Source organism: Virgibacillus subterraneus, from assembly GCF_900110695.1.
GTDB lineage: Bacteria > Bacillota > Bacilli > Bacillales > Amphibacillaceae > Lentibacillus > Lentibacillus subterraneus.
In genome coordinates, this window is the sequence record NZ_FOEH01000005.1 from 174,204 (window position 1) to 190,958 (window position 16,755).

15 protein-coding genes and 1 pseudogene are annotated in these 16,755 nt (G+C 37.6%); 11 read left to right on the forward strand and 5 right to left on the reverse strand.

What is annotated here, in order from left to right:
* Nucleotides 1–4: 4 nt before the first annotated feature.
* Together pfkB and BMY13_RS14795 are read right to left on the reverse strand one after the other, a co-directional pair.
* The gene (pfkB, locus tag BMY13_RS14790) at nt 5–922 is read right to left on the reverse strand and encodes a 1-phosphofructokinase (protein WP_092505509.1); all 918 of its coding nucleotides are present in this window, start codon (nt 920–922) and stop codon (nt 5–7) included.
* On the reverse strand, nt 919–1,671 hold the full coding sequence (locus BMY13_RS14795) for a DeoR/GlpR family DNA-binding transcription regulator (protein WP_092505511.1): 753 nt from the start codon (nt 1,669–1,671) through the stop codon (nt 919–921). Before BMY13_RS14795 ends, pfkB begins: the two co-directional genes overlap by 4 nt.
* A 187-nt stretch (nt 1,672–1,858) precedes the next feature.
* Here BMY13_RS14795 and BMY13_RS14800 point away from each other — a divergent pair, with 187 nt between their 5' ends.
* Both BMY13_RS14800 and BMY13_RS14805 read left to right on the forward strand, forming a co-directional pair.
* Nucleotides 1,859–2,389: an HD domain-containing protein gene (locus tag BMY13_RS14800; RefSeq protein WP_092505513.1), complete on the forward strand. Its 531-nt coding sequence runs from the start codon at nt 1,859–1,861 to the stop codon at nt 2,387–2,389.
* Nucleotides 2,390–2,491: 102 nt separating this feature from the next.
* Nucleotides 2,492–2,950 (forward strand): SRPBCC family protein, encoded by a 459-nt coding sequence (locus BMY13_RS14805; protein WP_092505515.1) that lies wholly within the window; start codon nt 2,492–2,494, stop codon nt 2,948–2,950.
* A 239-nt stretch (nt 2,951–3,189) separates the two neighbouring features.
* Here BMY13_RS14805 and BMY13_RS14810 read toward each other — a convergent pair whose 3' ends face one another.
* Nucleotides 3,190–4,206 carry a D-alanyl-D-alanine carboxypeptidase family protein gene (locus BMY13_RS14810; protein ID WP_092505517.1) on the reverse strand — a complete coding sequence of 339 codons (1,017 nt, stop codon included), beginning with the start codon at nt 4,204–4,206 and terminating at the stop codon, nt 3,190–3,192.
* 381 nt (nt 4,207–4,587) lie between these two features.
* Between BMY13_RS14810 and BMY13_RS14815 the strand changes: the two genes are divergently transcribed.
* On the forward strand, nt 4,588–5,763 hold the full coding sequence (locus tag BMY13_RS14815; protein ID WP_092505519.1) for an MFS transporter: 1,176 nt from the start codon (nt 4,588–4,590) through the stop codon (nt 5,761–5,763).
* A 79-nt stretch (nt 5,764–5,842) separates the two neighbouring features.
* On the opposite strand, the gene pepT is transcribed toward BMY13_RS14815, so the two are convergent.
* A complete protein-coding gene (gene pepT / locus BMY13_RS14820) occupies nt 5,843–7,072 on the reverse strand; it encodes a peptidase T (protein ID WP_092505521.1) in 1,230 nt (409 codons plus the stop codon).
* Between the two features lie 106 nt (nt 7,073–7,178).
* On the opposite strand from pepT, the gene BMY13_RS14825 reads away from it, so the two are divergent.
* The 4 genes and pseudogenes from BMY13_RS14825 (at nt 7,179) to BMY13_RS14840 (ending at nt 10,357) form a co-directional block, all read left to right on the forward strand.
* Nucleotides 7,179–8,021 (forward strand): sulfurtransferase, encoded by an 843-nt coding sequence (locus BMY13_RS14825; RefSeq protein WP_092505523.1) that lies wholly within the window; start codon nt 7,179–7,181, stop codon nt 8,019–8,021.
* A gap of 3 nt (nt 8,022–8,024) precedes the next feature.
* Nucleotides 8,025–8,597, forward strand: a complete 573-nt coding sequence (locus BMY13_RS14830) for a DNA-3-methyladenine glycosylase I (protein ID WP_092494129.1) — start codon at nt 8,025–8,027, stop codon at nt 8,595–8,597.
* 192 nt (nt 8,598–8,789) lie between these two features.
* Nucleotides 8,790–9,362, forward strand: a complete 573-nt coding sequence (locus BMY13_RS14835; protein WP_092494130.1) for a TetR/AcrR family transcriptional regulator — start codon at nt 8,790–8,792, stop codon at nt 9,360–9,362.
* A 65-nt stretch (nt 9,363–9,427) separates the two neighbouring features.
* Nucleotides 9,428–10,357, forward strand: a pseudogene (locus BMY13_RS14840) (SDR family NAD(P)-dependent oxidoreductase).
* 47 nt (nt 10,358–10,404) lie between these two features.
* Here the strand turns inward: BMY13_RS14840 and BMY13_RS14845 are convergent.
* Nucleotides 10,405–11,835 carry an amidase family protein gene (locus BMY13_RS14845; protein WP_281243722.1) on the reverse strand — a complete coding sequence of 477 codons (1,431 nt, stop codon included), beginning with the start codon at nt 11,833–11,835 and terminating at the stop codon, nt 10,405–10,407.
* 783 nt (nt 11,836–12,618) lie between these two features.
* Here BMY13_RS14845 and BMY13_RS19965 point away from each other — a divergent pair.
* The 4 genes from BMY13_RS19965 to thpD all read left to right on the forward strand — a co-directional run bounded on the left by BMY13_RS19965 (nt 12,619) and on the right by thpD (nt 16,612).
* Nucleotides 12,619–12,732: an RAxF-45 family protein gene (locus BMY13_RS19965; RefSeq protein ID WP_281243723.1), complete on the forward strand. Its 114-nt coding sequence runs from the start codon at nt 12,619–12,621 to the stop codon at nt 12,730–12,732.
* 222 nt (nt 12,733–12,954) lie between these two features.
* A complete protein-coding gene (abc-f, locus tag BMY13_RS14850) occupies nt 12,955–14,580 on the forward strand; it encodes a ribosomal protection-like ABC-F family protein (RefSeq protein WP_092505527.1) in 1,626 nt (541 codons plus the stop codon).
* Between the two features lie 65 nt (nt 14,581–14,645).
* Nucleotides 14,646–15,470, forward strand: coding sequence for an aldo/keto reductase (locus BMY13_RS14855; RefSeq protein WP_092505529.1), 825 nt, complete (start codon nt 14,646–14,648; stop codon nt 15,468–15,470).
* 245 nt (nt 15,471–15,715) lie between these two features.
* A complete protein-coding gene (gene thpD, locus BMY13_RS14860) occupies nt 15,716–16,612 on the forward strand; it encodes an ectoine hydroxylase (protein WP_092494135.1) in 897 nt (298 codons plus the stop codon).
* Nucleotides 16,613–16,755: the final 143 nt, after the last annotated feature.

The following is a 16,755-nucleotide window of genomic DNA, read 5'->3' on the forward strand; positions in this document are numbered from 1 at the left end:
CATCCTATTCATTGAATGAGTTGATTTTCACTTGGTTTACCAGTGATTCGACATCTTCTTTCCTGCATAAATCTGTTTTAAATGCTGTCGCACTTCCGCTTGCTACCCCATAACGAAATGCTTCTTGGGGATCGTTGGTTTCTATAAAAGATGAAATAAAACCAGATACTAATGAGTCGCCGGAACCTACCGTATTAACGATACTTCCCTTAGGGGCTATGGCTTCAAGTGCGAGTTCTTTTGTGACAAATATTGCTCCATCACCACCTAACGAGACTATGACATTTTGTACGCCTCTATCTACAAGTTTTTTTGCATAATAGAAGGCATCCTGCTTGCTTGAGATACTTGTATTAAATAGGCCTCCAAGTTCTTGCTGATTTGGTTTGATTAGAAAAGGCTTTGTCTGTATTAAATTTTTTAAAGCTGGACCAGATGTGTCGAGAACAAAACGGGCACCTTTTTCATCACATATTTTTGAGGTTACTTGGTAAAATGATTGCGGTATGGAATCAGGAAGACTCCCCGCTAATATAAACCAATCGTTTTGCCGTAACATTTGTATTTTGTTTAGTAATTCTTGCTGCTGATCCTGGTTAATGTTTGGTCCAGGTCCGTTTAACTCTGTTTCTTGCTCGGACTTCACCTTGACATTAATACGGGTAACTTCATGTGTATCGACAAACGCTGTCTCGATACCTTCCTGCTGTAAAAATTGTTTGATATAATCTCCGGTAAATCCACCTGCGAATCCCAATGCTACACTTTTCACCTGAAGTCTCTGTAAAACCCTGGATACATTAATTCCTTTTCCACCCGGATAGTAATAAACCTCGTTTGAACGATTTAATTTCCCTGGTTTAAACGCTGGGAGGTATGTTGTGTAATCTATTGATGGTGTAATTGTGCATGTGTAGATCATGTTGAAAGCCCCTTTACGGTGGTGATTTTTGACAGTTTATCTAAATCTTCTTCATTGATGTCACTTGTGATGATTTCTGCATCCTGCAGTTCGCATATTTTAGCAAAACTTACTTTGTTAAGCTTCGAGTGGTCTGCTAACACATACGCGTTTTTTGCGAGAGTAAAAGCAGTATGTTTAATACTTGCTTCTTCTGGATCAGGTGTTGTATATCCATAATCCTCGTGGAAGCCATTTACGCCTAAAAAGCATTTATCAAATCGGTAACTTTTAAGTGATTGAATAGTTTGTGGTCCAATCAATGCACTGGTTTTTACTTTTATAAATCCTCCAGTTAAATACGTTTGGATACCATGTTCAATTAATGAATCCAGGTGTGTAAGTCCATTTGTAACAACGACTACTTCTTTATCTTGTAAAAAAGGAATTAATTGCAGTGTAGTTGTCCCTGCATCAAGAAAAATACAATCTCCCTTTTTCACAATTGAAGCAGCATATTTGGCAATATTTATTTTTTCCTGAAGGTTTTTGGCTGATTTTTCCGATATACTGTATTCCTGCAATTTCCGTTCACTTAAAGTAGCTCCACCATGGATGCGTTCCAGTTTATCTAATTTTTCCAGGTCAGTTAGATCGCGGCGTATTGTCGATTGAGAAGCAGAAGTTGCGACAGAAATGTCCTGGATTGTGATTGTTTGTTTCTCTTTTAATAAATTTAAAATAATTTCATGGCGTTCGGTAGTCAGCATCTTGTCACCACCTAATATTTTGATAATCTCAGTATAAGGGAAACGTTTTCATAATTCAATCATAAAAAATCAAAAACAATCAAAAGTAATCATTTTTTTAATAGTATGCTGTCATATGTTTAAAAATGCCATAAATCGGTTATTATCATTTAAAGTATAATATTATTAAAAGAAAGGAGGACTTCAAATGCGCAATGTATCCTTAGAAGGTATTTTTGTACACCCGATTACTCAAAAAAGCCTTAAGCGTTCAGGTACTGCACATGCGATTGCTGCTGCAGAATATGCTTATATGTTTGCCAAAAGATATGATGTTAACCCAGACCATGCAACAAAGGCAGCACTCTTACATGATATTGGACATTATACGTGGTATCGCGATGGGGAATGGGATTATGAGCTATACAAGGAAAGTGATATTCATGCAATAAAAGGGGCAAGTCGTGCACATAAACTGCTCGTCCGTATTGGAGAAGATCGTCATGTGGCAAAAGAAATTGCCGTCGCTATTCTGTTGCATACAGATTCGTATTTACCCAATGGCGAACTGGAATTAAAGCCATTGCAAAAAGTTGTTGCACTTGCCGACGAGGCTGATGAAGAAATTAATGGAAATCATCATTATAAAACCATTGAAGATCATGTTGCCTTGGAACGTATTCGAGCGCTTGACACGCGAATTGACAGTGGCGAAAAATCCGCGCATGAAATAGTATAACCTCTTAGAAATCTTCTCTTTTTTTTATCCCCTAATAAATTCTTTTAAATTATTTTCAAACCGCTTTCACTGGTATAATGAAGATGAAAGGGGTTTTTTGAAATGAAAAAATGGTCAGAGGAAATTGAAATTGACGCACCTATTGAACAAGTTTGGAAACTTTTAGATGGCACGTTGGAGAATATGCAAAAAGTAATGCCAAATGTTATTGCAAATGAACCAGTCAAGGTCACGGACGAGTTAGTGGGCAGTATCCATCGTCAAAAATATAAGGAAGGTAAACGTGTAGAAGAGTACGATGTGGAGACATTACTTTACCAAAATCAGCCTGATTATAAAGAAATGAAGGTTGGTTTTACATTGGCTAATATGTTTGATATTACAGCACACTATGAACTGAACAAGTTAGATGAAAGCAAAACTTATTTCCGTTATGAAACAACAAACCAGCCACTAAAATGGTTCATGAAACTATTGATAAAGCTAGCCATTAGCAACAAAGTAGTTGTGAAGTTTGTAAACCGTGTGAAACAGGTTGCTGAAGATGAGAGTAACCGCTAATACATAAGAATGGTAAGTATCTGGGGCAAATATTAAGAATTGAATTATCAAAAGTTAATCGTTTACATTGGTGTCGGACATACGTTCCGCTATCTCTGATGAAAAGTGGCTTTTGAGGTGATATGCGGACATAGGAGCCCTTATTTAACATTTATCAGCATATAAAAAGACTGTTTCCATCAAATAAGGTCCCTGGTGTCCGCTAAAGTAACTTTGGCATTCATCGTGCTAAATTAACTCTATTTTACCCCAAGGTATTCTTCCAAGGTTAGCCCTTTTTGCATAATCTCCTTAGCGGCATCTTGTCCAACATAGCGTAAATGCCATGGTTCATACTGATATTTGGTGATTTTTTTCTTACCTTTAGGGTATCGAATGATAAATCCATACTCTGCAGCATGCTGTTGTACCCATTTTCCTTCATCAGTTTCACCAAATTCGACTGTTAGTTCATATCCAATATCAGGACTAGTTACATCCATTGTTAAACCAGATTGGTGCTCACTTTCTCCAGGCCTTGCACTAAATGTATTTGCAACTTTTTCACCGTGCTGTGCAACGTTAGAGGCAAATATAGCATCCTGTCTATCATAGGAGCGATACCCTGATTGGGCGAATAAATCAATCCCGGCATTGTCTCCTGCCTGAAACATTTCTTCTAGTGCATCTGCTGCAACTTGACGCATTTGCATTTTAGGTACCGAACCAGTAAAAGGGAATCGTACATCTGGTTTTACTAGATTACGAGGAACAAAGTCTGCTGGTAATGCATGTTCCTTATTTACTAGTGCTAAAATTTCATGTGGGTTACTGACAGTACTCTTATCATTATCCGGTTTTGCCAGTCCTGATGCTGGCTCTATCGATGATTCGTTTTCTAGTGATTTTCTGAGAGCTTCTTTTGTAGCTTTATTATATATCCCTGAGACATCCATGCCTTCCTGTTGCATTTGAAAATCTGTGATTGCCCAGGTTGTCATAGCATTGAACTCACCATCCACGGTAAGTGAATACCCTACTTTGTTAAGAATTTCCTGCAGGGACTGAACAGATTCACCCTGGTCCGTTTTATGCAAAGTTGTTTCTGGCAGTGTTACATCTTCCTCCTCTGGTTCTTCTTTCATATCCTGACCATTTTTTTCACTAGTTGGTGCTGAATTGGTATTTCTATCTTTAGGTTCTTGATTATTGCATGCGACTACTAGGAATAGTAGTGTCATCAATGCAAAAGCGACTGATAATCCTTTTTTGAGCATTCATGTTCTCTCCCTGTTATCCTCTATCTACTATTCGTATATGAAGGTAAAAAAGTGTCATTGATAGAGGGAAAATATTTTTTTATTTCAAAAATGCCACTTTTTGAGCTTCTGGTTCGATTATAGTATTAGAATCATAGTTTTCTTTTAATCCATTAAATATCATAACACTTGATGTTTTTAGTCGTCTACACGAATTGGTATTTACATCATTGCATGAATATTGCTTTATAATTAGAGTGAGTCTATTTTCTAAGGATATTGAAGCAATGTTTATTTCTGTCCGAAGCTTTAAATGCTCTGGGGGAAAAACACAATTATTTCGCCTCTCTCATAGTTATATTGAAGTGAATATGACTGGAGTGAACAGGTGTGACTGCTATGACAAGCATGCCAAAGCATGTTGAACCCAATTATAATTTGATAACATTTTTACTTTTTTGGTGTGCGTTGATTGTTGTCTCAAGTGTGTATGTAACGACTCCTCTTATTGGTGTGTTTGTAAAGGAGTTTCAAGTAACTCAAACAACCGCTGCGTGGACGGGAAGTATATTTTCTCTGTTTTATGCGGTGGGATTTTTAGTTTTGGGTCCGTTAGCTGATCGTTATGGCCGAAAACAAATGATTGTATTTGGTCTGGGTGTTCTTTCACTGGTTACCTTTGCGATTGGGTTCGTGAATCATCTCATATGGCTAATAATACTTAGAGCATTACAAGGATTTATCTCAGCAGCATTTGCTCCAGCAGCTTTAGCTTACGTGTTTGATGTTTTTCCAAAGCGTAAGCTGGTTACAACAATTGGCTTTACTAGCTTTGGATTTTTAACAGCGGGAATCTTCGGTCAGGTAGTAGCAGGATTTATTGATCAAACGTTTGATTGGCATTTTGTTTTTATATTATTTGGAGGATTATACCTAGTTAGTTTGCTTGCAGTTGCTAAAATATTGCCAACAACCAAAAGCGAAAATACTCCTATTAGTATGGCTTATCACATCAAACAAGTGAAAAAAATCTTTGCTCAAAAAAACTTCCGTTTATGCTATGTAATTACGATCATGTTACTGCTAACCTTTATTGGTATGTATACCGCGCTTGGTGATTATTTAAAAAACGCGCCTTTTTACCTTAGGGATAAGGAAATTCTCTACGTTCGGACTGCAGGATTAGCTGGAATGATTCTTTCACCATTCACCGGATTTTTGGCAAAGAAGTTAGGATTGTTAGTGGTTTTACGAGTGGGTTTAGCGGTTTCGGTAGGCGGATTAGTAATGTTAGGGGTAGATACTAATTTACCAGTAATCATTTGTATGAGTGTAGTTTATGTAGCCGGTATTTCACTAACATTTCCAGCAATTATGACGTTAATTGGTGAATGGAGTGGAAACATCAGGGCAATTGCTGCATCAATATATACGTTTATATTATTTATTGGAGCATCACTTGGGCCAATTGTTACCAGTGGTTTAATGCAAACAGGAAGTTTTTTTATAACCTTTGTCGTTTTGGCCTTATTGTTATCGGGTGGACTAGTAGCTTCGTTTTTTATTCGTAGTTAGTGTGAAATTTCTCGATAAGTAAGGTGATATAAAATAATAATGCTGGATTCATTGTGCCTGAATCCAGCATTGTTGTGTCTTATTTTGATTCGAATAATCTAGTGATTTCAACAATTACATTTGTTGCTTTCTCCATGTTATCGACTGAAATATATTCAAATTTTCCGTGGTAGTTTTCACCGCCTGTGAATATGTTCGGTGTCGGTAAACCCATATAGGAAAGCTGTGAACCGTCTGTGCCGCCGCGAGCTGGTTTTACAAGGGGGTCAATGTTCAAATTTGTCATAGCTTCATAGGCGATATCAACAATTTCTTTTACAGGCTCGATTTTCTCGCGCATGTTGTAATATTGATCAGCCATTTCCAGTTCTGCACAATTTTCGCCATAGGCTTCGTTAATGTCATTCGTAAATTTACGCATTGTTTCTTTTCTGGATTTAAAATTATCTTTATCAAAATCACGAATGATATAAGTTACAACAGTTTTCTCGACATCACCATTAACGGAAATCAAGTGGTAAAAGCCTTCGTACTTTTCTGTATGCTCAGGTGATTCGTGTTGGGGGAATTTGTTGATGAATTCCGCTGCCAATTTTCCTGCATTAATCATTTTATTCTTAGAAGTTCCAGGGTGCACACTGTTGCCTTTAAAGGTGACTCTGGCAGCTGCAGCGTTAAAGCTCTCATACTGTAATTCTCCCAATGGGCCACCGTCGACGGTATATGCAAAAGGAGCATTGAATCGTTCCACATCAAACTTTTGAGGGCCGCGGCCGATTTCTTCGTCAGGTGTAAAGGCAACACGTATGTCTCCATGTTTAATCTCAGGATGATTGATTAAATAATCCATCGCAGTCATAATCTCAGTTATTCCTGCTTTGTTATCTGCACCAAGCAAGGTTGTCCCGTCTGTAGTTATGAGGGTGTGTCCCTTGTAGCCTGGGAGCTCAGAAAAATCTTTAGCAGTTAAAGTTACTCCTAAATCTTTGTTCAATGTAAGGTCATTCCCATCAAAGTTTTCCACCACTTGCGGATTCACACCCTTTCCGGTGAAATCAGTAGCAGTATCCAGATGCGCCAGGAATCCAATTGTGGGTACTTTTCTGTCCGAATTTGATGGCAGCGTTGCCATTACATATGCGTTGTCATCGACTGTTACATCAGTCATACCAATTGTCTTCAGCTCATCTACCAATAAGTTAGCAAGTTCAAATTGACCTGGTGTAGATGGGGTACTTTCATTGCTTTCGTCAGACTGTGTATCGATTTTTACATACCTTGTTAGGCGTTCGATTAACGTTTTTTTCATATGTATTCACCTCCTTATTTAGTTAATTTTATCATAAACTTAGAAAGGAAATAGAAATTAGTTTAGAATATAAGATAGAAAGAATTATTTAGGAGGAGGGGTGATTTTGTCAAAGATAGTTAATGATACTTGGCTTAAGGAACAGTTGGAAAACAAGTTAGAGAATACTGTTGTCGTTGATGTCCGTTTTGAGTTGAATGACCCTGAGGCCGGGAGAAAAGCTTATTTGGAAAGCCATATTCCACATGCGGTTTATTTGGATTTAAACAAAGATTTATCAGGAAAAGCAGAGAAGCACGGTGGTAATCATCCATTACCAGATAAGGATATGTTTGCTGCAAAAATAGGCAATATTGGAATTGACCATGATACAGCAGTTGTAATCTATGATCAGCGAAATGATATGTTCGCCGCGCGTTTATGGTGGTTGCTTCATTACATTGGGCACGACAACGTATATCTTTTGGATGGTGGGTTCGAACGTTGGGTAGAGCAAGGACATGAAGTGTCATCGGAAATACCGACTCTATCTGCAAAAGATTTTCAGCCAAATTTTCGTAAAAACCAGGTTGCTGACATTGATGAAGTGAAGGAAAAGCTGGGTAATAAATCTGCAGTATTAATAGACTCACGTAGCAGAGATCGTTATTTAGGAAAAACAGAACCACTATATCCAAAAGCAGGGCATATTCCTGGAGCCAAAAACTACTTCTGGAAGAATGTTTTGGATGAGAATGGCAACTGGAAAAATGACACTGACCTTCAAGAGAATTTTTCCTCATTATCTAAAGAAGATGAGATAATCGTCTCTTGTGGCTCAGGGGTCTCCGCATGTCCGAATGTGCTAGCTTTGAAGAAAGCTGGCTATAAAAATGTTAAGCTTTATCCTGGTAGTTTCAGTGACTGGATTTCATATGAAAAAAATGAGATTGAAAAGAAGGATGAGTAGCAAATGGATATAAAACGAAAACGCTGTGAATGGGTAACCGATGAACAAATATATATCGACTATCATGACCATGAATGGGGAAGGCCAACACATAATGATCAGGAATTGTTTGAAATGCTTTCATTGGAAGGTGCTCAAGCAGGTTTAAGTTGGATCACGATATTAAAGCGAAGAGAAAACTACCAAAAAGCTTTCGATTACTTTGATCCCAAGATCGTTAGTAAATATGATGAAGGTAAAATTGAAAAGCTGTTAAATAACGAAGGAATCATCCGGAACAAACTCAAGGTTAATTCAGTTATTACGAATGCAAAAGCGTTCTTACAGATTCAAGAGGAATTTGGTGACTTTGACAGTTATATCTGGAATTTTGTTGGTGGTGAACCCGTTCTAAATAGCTGGGATGCGCATGCTGATGTCCCCGCCTCCACTAAAGAGTCAGAGGCAATGAGTAAAGACCTGAAGAAACGCGGGTTCAAATTTGTTGGTCCGACTATTTGCTATGCATTTATGCAAGCAACAGGGATGGTTAATGATCATACCAAAGATTGTTTCTTGGCAGTCGATAAAGCATAACTACTTTCTAACTAGATAAGCTCAACTAAGGTTTGGCAATAAGCGGAGTTTCAAATATCATAGGTAATGAAAGAACAAGCTACTTCTTAAGAAGTAGCTTGTTTTATAATTTAATTATTACGTTATTGACAATACTGCAAGATAGGATATGCTATTAATTGAACACTGGTTAAATAAATGAGGGATAATTAAATGGCAGCCAGAAAAGCAGTAGTAAAAGAACTAACTCGCGAAATGATTATGAATGCTGCACGAGATTTGTTTGTAGAAAAAGGGTACCAATCTGTTTCAATGCGGCAAATTGCAAAAGTGTTAAACTACAGTCATGGAGCAATTTATTATCATTTTAAAAACAAGGCGGAGTTGTTCTATGCTCTAGTTGAAGATCATTTTATCATGCTGGATAGTATGATTGACGAATTAGTTTTAGAAGAAATAGAAGACTATGAAAAACTAAGAAATATCTTAATGGGGTATATTGAGTTTGGCTTAACCCATCAAAGCCATTATGAAATTATGTTCTTGGTCAAGGATGAAGAAGTTCGTACTTTTATAAATGAGAGTCCAATGCAAACGTATCAAAAGTTTGCTTACTATGTATCCCAGTTAAGTGACAAGCATTTAACCGTACAGGAGATATGGTCTATATTTTTATCATTACATGGGTTTGTAACACATTATATAAGGCACGTAGCAAATTTTAAAGATGCAAAAAGTATGGCGGAAGCGCACGTTAATTTATTACTTGAATGGACAAAAAGATAGAGTTTAAACAACTTTATTTTTTTACTAATAATTAAACACTGGTCAATTAATAGGAGGGAATAAAAATGAAAGTAGCATTAGTATTGGGTGCGACAGGTGGTATGGGGTATTCAATAGTTAGGGAGCTGTCGGCGCGGAATATTAAAGTGAAGGCATTTGCACGAACTAAAGGAAAACTAGAGAACATGTTTCATACAGACCCAAATGTGACAATTCATCCCGGAGACATTTTAAATCAAACCGAATTAATCGCTGCGGCAGAGAAGGTGGATGTTATTTTTAATGCAGTAAATATTCCGTATGATGAGTGGGAGGATAAGCTGCATCTCTTAACGAATAATTTACTTGAAACTGCAAGACAAGTTAAATCCAAGCTTGCAGTTGTAGATAATATCTATGCATATGGGAAAAATACCGGTGTCAAGGTCAATGAATCTACTCCAAAATAGCCTCATACCAAAAAAGGGAAACTACGCATGGAAATGGGTGAATTGATTAAGGAGTCTGAAACCCCTTATTTAATAGTGCATTTTCCAGATTTTTATGGGCCTTACGTAGAGAATGGACAAATTAATTATACCTTGCGACAGATGGTTGCTGACAAAAAAGCAGGTTTTATCGGCAGACATAATATAGCAAGAGAGCATATTTACACTCCTGATGGTGCAAAGGCAATGGTAGAACTTAGTATGCATGAAGCTGCGTATGGACAACACTGGAATATTCCTGCTGCTGATGTGATTGCTGGTGAGGAAATCATTGATATAGCAAAATCTATAACTGGATACAGTAAACGTGTATTTACTATTACGAAAACCTTGATTAGATTTCTTGGTGTATTCAATAAACAAATGCGTGAATTTGCAGAGATGCAGTATTTGAATGAGGATCCTGTAGTTTTGGATGGGAGAAAGTATGAGGAGAATATTGGTTCGATTCCCAAAACTCCTTTTCATGAAGGATTAAAGGAATCCATTGCTTCCTATCAAAGATAACAGTAGAGCCAGTTTCATCAACTAATCGATGAAAGCTGGCTCCTTAGTTAGTCAATCATAGGTGCTTTTCTTTGTTTTGTTGCTTGTTCATAGGCATATGCTAATTCGATAAGTTTTTCTTCTGTAAAGGCTTTTCCTGTAAATGTTATGCCGACCGGTTTTCCTTCGGATGTATATCCAGCTGGAACGGTTATGGAAGGGTAGCCTGCTTTTGCGGCAATACCGGCACCATAATTATTCGCAAATATTAATGCGTCTAAATTATTCTCGTACATTGCTCCGTCGATACCTTGTTCCTGTGACATCTGAATATCATTTAATCTGGCATTGATATATTCTGCCTCAACTAGTTTTCCACTTTTCTCATCTGACTGCTCGAGAACTGTCTGTCCGTATTTCAGAGCTTCTTCTCCAAAAAATTCATTTAATTGAATGACTTCTTCTAACGAATGAACTGGGAAGTTATTGGATAAGTTTTTCAAGTATGCATTTACACCACTTTTAAACTCATGAAGGAGTACGTTAACATCGTTTAAATTGGTCGGCAAGCTAATTGGATCAATCAATTCTGCACCTGATTTTTGTAAATCTGCTAAAGCAGTGTTAATTATGGTTAGTTCTTCATCATCAAGTCCTTCCAGGTAATCACGTGAGATGCCAAGTTTGGCATTATTCAATCCGTCCATATTCAGGGCTGAGGAATAATCTTGTGTAAGACCTTTCTTGATAAGTGAAGTAGCTGCATCTTTTGCATCAGCACCTGAAAGTGCTCCTAATAAAGTGGCAGCATCTTCTACAGTTCGAGTCATGGGACCGGCAGTATCCTGGCTATTTGATATCGGGATAATTCCCGTTCTGCTTAATAATCCAACAGTAGGTTTAATGCCAACAAGTGAGTTACTGCTTGCTGGGCTAAGAATTGAACCACTAGTTTCTGTACCAATTGCACCTGCAGCAAGGTTAGCTGCTACGCCTGCTCCAGAGCCTGCACTGGATCCTCCAACATCAAACTTGCCTAGGCCATATGGATTCATAACTTGGCCACCTAATGAGCTGTATCCATTCGGCATACCGTCTGTCATAAAATTTGCCCACTCAGTCAGGTTGGTTTTTCCCAGAATTACTGCACCTGCTTCGCGCAGCTTGTTAACGATAAAGGCATCTTCTTTTGCATAATTGTTTTCCAAAGCTAGTGAACCTGCAGTGGTATGTGTTTTATCCCCTGTATCGATGTTATCTTTAACCAGGATGGGGATTCCGTGAAGCGGTCCACGTGATCCCTTTTGTTCTCTCTCAACATCCAATGCTTCAGCGATATGCAAAGCCTCAGGATTGACTTCTAATACAGCATTAACCGTTTCGTTGTATTTGGCGATATTTTCTAAGTACTTCATCGTTAGCTTCTTTGCTGATAGGTTTCCAGTTTCCATTTCGTTCTGCATCTCGGATATGGTTGCTTCGTTAAGTGTGAATGACAATATATTCTCCCCTTTGTTAAAAATTTTTATCGTATGTTATTCGATTTTCTGATTCCACTGTACTGTAAAAATGAAAAATCACATAATTATAAGTTCATATTAACATTTTTACTGATTCATTATCCTACTAATTTTAAATTTATCTAAAATTGCATCATTTATGTGGCGGGAGTATACTTATATCAAAAAGTAATGAATTACAATAAGGTAGCTTGAATTGAAATAATTCATCGGAAGAATTGTACAGGGAACTTGTGAAATGAATGAACAAAAATCAGTTTCGCAGTTTTTGGAACCGGGCAAGGATAAATTTACACTATAACATCGCACAAAGATTAGGATTTATGTTCGACAAGGGAACAGAGATAGAATTTATTGAATTTAATGGTTCTTGATCATTCAATTGACGGTAACGCATCTCTGAGTAAACTAGTGGTAGACCGAAGTTAGGGCATACTGTACTAAACCGAAAGGAGTTGAGCGTTATGGCGGATAAGGAACAAGATAAGAAGGAGCAAGAACGATTCACGCAAACCTTTGAACAAATTGAAATAATACACAATCCAAATACTAAGAAATCCAGCAATAAAGAATAGATGATACTGAACGGGAAACATATAATGAACAGTCTATCATGATTGATTCGAGTGTCGCAGCAGTTTATATCAACTACGTTATGATTTCATTGCTTTGATGAAGCAACAATCTTTTAGAAAACAGCCTAGGCATTATTGACTCAAAGCAGTTTTTCGAATAAACTAAATTTAAAAGGAGGTGGGTTAGATGAATTTTACTGGTAGTGGCATAGTAAAATTCAAAGAATATCTTTGGATGCGTTATGCGATTTTTTCCGATGTTTCTTTACAAGGGATACGTATGTCCTTTTTTAGCAGTTAAGAAAGTATAAATACTTTCTTACTGCATAAGGGCAACTAAGGCTTTCGCCATTAAAGCTTGGCGATAAGCCAAGTTTTCTAAAGAAAAATTTAGCGGAAAACTATCAGTAGGAGACATCTACCCACAAACGGAATTATCATCAAAAAGGCGGTGGAGAATGACTCTCTAGCGTCTTTTTTATTTCCCATAGTAGTTGTCTCTTCTAAATGGAGGAAGAGAATAATGATTATATGCAGTATACAAAATGTCACACAAACAATTGCCGCGAACACAATCTTTGAAGAGATTTCATGTGAAATCAAGCAGGGTGACCGATTAGGTTTGATTGGAAGAAATGGTGAAGGGAAGACAACTCTATTAGATTTAATAGCTAAAAAAACGCAGCCTGTTGAAGGCACGATTACCTGGAAAAAAGATTCGACAGTGGGTTTATTGCAACAAGTACCGCAAATTGCTGAAGATAGAAAAGTTGAAGCAATACTCTATGATGTTTTTACGGCTATGGAAGAATTAAAAATGCAAATGTCAAAATTGGAACGTGCCATGTCAGAGGAAACGGACGCTGATGAGCTAACACGTCATATTGAGAAATATGGATCCTTACAAGAAAAATTTCAGCAGGATGGCGGTTATGAAATTGATTCACAAATAAGAAGAATCATGAGCGGACTTAAAATAGATGATCTGGCTGAAAAAGAATGGCAGCAGCTTAGTGGCGGTGAGCGGACAAAGGTTGGTTTAGCGCAGTTGTTATTAAAGTCACCTGACCTGCTGCTATTGGATGAGCCAACGAACCACTTGGACCTCTCAGCGATTGAATGGCTTACTAACTTCATCAATAACTACAGTGGGACAATTATTATTGTTTCACATGATCGCTACTTTTTGGATGAAACGGTAACATCCATTTTGGAGATGGATCAAGGTGAACTGATTAAATATCTTACCAATTATTCAAATTACGTAAAAGAACGGGAAGAGCGCTTACTTCAGGAATTTCAGCAATATGAGGATCAGCAAAAGAGAGTTAAAAAGATGAAAGAGACAATAAAAAGATTGAAAGAATGGGCTAATCAGGCTAACCCGCCTAATGCCGGATTACATCGCCGGGCAAAAAGTATGGAAAAAGCTTTAGCCCGAATCGAACTGATGAAACGGCCTATTCTTGACCATAAAAAGATTGACCTTGATTTTCAATCGAATAAACGAAGTGGAAATGATGTTGTGTTCGTGGAAAGGGCTCGAAAAGCTTACGGTGAAAAGCAGTTATTTTCAAACATTAATATGCATGTCCGCTTTCAGGAACGAGTCGCAATTATTGGTGAAAATGGTAGTGGAAAATCAACAATGCTGAAAATGATTTTAGGTACTGAAAGATTGGATGAGGGTGTGATGAAATTAGGCAGTAATTTGTCAGTAGGGTTCTTATCGCAGCATATGTTTGAGATAGATGGTGATCAGTCCATACTTGATGAATTCCGTGATCAGGTTCATGTTACAGAAGGTGATGCGCGAGGAATATTGGCGAAATACCTTTTTTATGGGAAAACAGTCTTTCAAAAAGTGAAAAGCTTAAGTGGCGGAGAAAAGATGCGACTTCGGTTGGCACAATTAGTTCACCAGAACCACAACCTGCTAATTCTGGATGAACCAACGAACCATTTAGATATCGAGTCAAAGGAAGTATTGGAGGAAGCTTTAGATCAATTTGATGGAACCATAATCGCTGTCTCTCATGATCGTTATTTTCTTGATAAGATTTTTTCAAAGACGTACTGGCTGGCTGAAGAAAGCCTCATGAAATACGAAGGGAATTATACCTTTGCGAGGGCAAAACGACAAGCATAGCATTTTTTCCTGCGTATACCATGTGATAAACTATACTTCACTACAGCATGAAAGGGAGTATATAAATGCAATATATTACATTAAACAATGGTAATCGCATGCCCCAACTTGGGTTTGGCGTGTGGCAGGTACCCGATGAAGAAGCAACTCCAGCTGTATCGAAAGCACTTGAAGTCGGGTATCGATCCATTGATACGGCAAAGGTATATGAAAACGAAAGTGGAGTAGGTAAAGCACTAGCAACTAGTTCTGTGTCGCGTGAAGATTTATTTATTACGACAAAGGTTTGGAATAGCGACCAGGGATACGACAATACTTTAAAGGCATTTGACAAAAGTCTGGAAAAACTGGGAATTGATTATGTTGATTTATATCTGATTCATTGGCCAACCCCGGAATTTGATGACTATGTCGAGACGTATAAAGCGATGGAAAAGCTTTATAATGATGGCCGAGCTAAAGCAATCGGTGTTTGTAATTTTAACATTGAACATCTCCAGCGTTTGTTGGATGAATGTGATGTAGTGCCGGCTGTGAATCAAGTGGAATGCCACCCATATTTACAGCAAAATGAGCTAAAAGACTTCTGTGAAAAGCATAATATTTACTTAGAAGCTTGGAGCCCATTAATGAATGGCGGCGAAGTTTTAAATAATGATGCAGTTAAGCAAATTGCGAATAAATATGGCAAAACTTCAGCACAGGTAATTATTCGCTGGCACCTTCAATCTGATGCAATCGTAATTCCAAAATCAGTTACGCCATCACGAATAGAAGAAAACTTTAATGTGTTTGATTTTGAATTAAGTGCAGATGATATGAATGAGATTTCTAAACTGGATCGTAATCAGCGAAAAGGCCCTGAACCAAGTGAAATGAATAAGCGGTGAGAAAGGAACAGACGCGGATTTAATCTGCGTCTGTTTTTAGTTTACTATCTAAAAATAGCGGGTAATTTGCAATTATAGAATAGTAATTATATAATAATTCCAAACAATTTTTATATTAGGATTTTAACTCCTAAATAATACTGACAAATATTCGTTATATAGTTGCAGGGAAGTTTCCCGGTGATGTCGGGAACTTAACAATATAGAAAACTTTTATGAAAAATACTTAATAGGGAGTGTTTAGAATGAAAGATCTATATCCTTCAAGAAAAAAGGACCAGCCGGAAATTTTGGAACGGAAGGACCCTGTGATTCACACAGATCGATCTCTTGATCATCATGCTCCTATTTCCAAACAACAACTTGATTCTTATAAAAAAAATGGGTTTTTGCAAATTGAGAATTTCTTCTCGGATGAAGAAGTTAAAGATATGCAGAAAGCCATTTTTGAATTACAAGATTCTACTAAGCATGTCACGTCTGATAAAGTAATTCGAGAGCCGGAAAGTGATGATATTCGTTCCATTTTTCACGTTCATAAAGATGATAATTACTTTAAAGATGTCGCAAATGATCAGCGAATACTGGATATCGTCAACCATCTGTTGGGGAGTGATGTCTATATTCATCAATCCCGCATTAATTACAAGCCAGGGTTTAAGGGGAAAGAATTTGACTGGCATTCTGACTTTGAAACATGGCACGCAGAAGATGGTATGCCACGGATGAGAGCTGTTAGCTTATCGATAGCATTATCCGACAATTATACGTTTAACGGGCCTTTGATGCTTATACCAGGGTCCCAAAACTACTATGTTAGTTGTGTAGGGGAAACGCCCGATAATAATTATAAAGAATCATTGAAGAAACAAAAAGTTGGTGTACCTGATGAGGATAGCCTGCGCTGGCTTGCTGAAAAAGGCGGTGGGATATCTGTTCCAACAGGAAAAGCAGGCTCAATCACGCTTTTTGAGAGCAATACCATGCACGGTTCAACAAGTAATATTACACCTTATCCGCGTAACAATTTATTCATGGTGTACAACAGTGTGGAAAACCGCTTAGTTGAGCCGTTCTCAGGAAATAAGAAACGTCCTGAGTATATAGCTGTACGGGATAGTGGTATCCCAGCAATGAGCTAACTTAAAATAAAGTCTAGCCGGGAAACTTCCTGAGTATCTTAGCTAGAAGGAAAGCAGATGTCGCTTATAGTTGACATCTGCTTTTTTAACTGCTTAGGAAACTATAAATCTTGAGCACTGTGGAAAACTAACTAAGCTATCTA

Bases quoted from the DNA above. Each gene is read 5' to 3' on its own strand.
- pepT (WP_092505521.1), bottom strand. From the start codon at position 7,072: ATGAAAAAAACGTTAATCGAACGCCTAACAAGGTATGTAAAAATCGAT.
- BMY13_RS14795 (WP_092505511.1), bottom strand. From the start codon at position 1,671: ATGCTGACTACCGAACGCCATGAAATTATTTTAAATTTATTAAAAGAG.
- thpD (WP_092494135.1), top strand. From the start codon at position 15,716: ATGAAAGATCTATATCCTTCAAGAAAAAAGGACCAGCCGGAAATTTTG.
- abc-f (WP_092505527.1), top strand. From the start codon at position 12,955: ATGATTATATGCAGTATACAAAATGTCACACAAACAATTGCCGCGAAC.
- BMY13_RS14835 (WP_092494130.1), top strand. From the start codon at position 8,790: ATGGCAGCCAGAAAAGCAGTAGTAAAAGAACTAACTCGCGAAATGATT.
- pfkB (WP_092505509.1), bottom strand. From the start codon at position 922: ATGATCTACACATGCACAATTACACCATCAATAGATTACACAACATAC.
- BMY13_RS14805 (WP_092505515.1), top strand. From the start codon at position 2,492: ATGAAAAAATGGTCAGAGGAAATTGAAATTGACGCACCTATTGAACAA.
- BMY13_RS14855 (WP_092505529.1), top strand. From the start codon at position 14,646: ATGCAATATATTACATTAAACAATGGTAATCGCATGCCCCAACTTGGG.
- BMY13_RS14810 (WP_092505517.1), bottom strand. From the start codon at position 4,206: ATGCTCAAAAAAGGATTATCAGTCGCTTTTGCATTGATGACACTACTA.
- BMY13_RS14800 (WP_092505513.1), top strand. From the start codon at position 1,859: ATGCGCAATGTATCCTTAGAAGGTATTTTTGTACACCCGATTACTCAA.
- BMY13_RS14830 (WP_092494129.1), top strand. From the start codon at position 8,025: ATGGATATAAAACGAAAACGCTGTGAATGGGTAACCGATGAACAAATA.
- BMY13_RS14815 (WP_092505519.1), top strand. From the start codon at position 4,588: ATGACAAGCATGCCAAAGCATGTTGAACCCAATTATAATTTGATAACA.
- BMY13_RS19965 (WP_281243723.1), top strand. From the start codon at position 12,619: ATGAATTTTACTGGTAGTGGCATAGTAAAATTCAAAGAATATCTTTGG.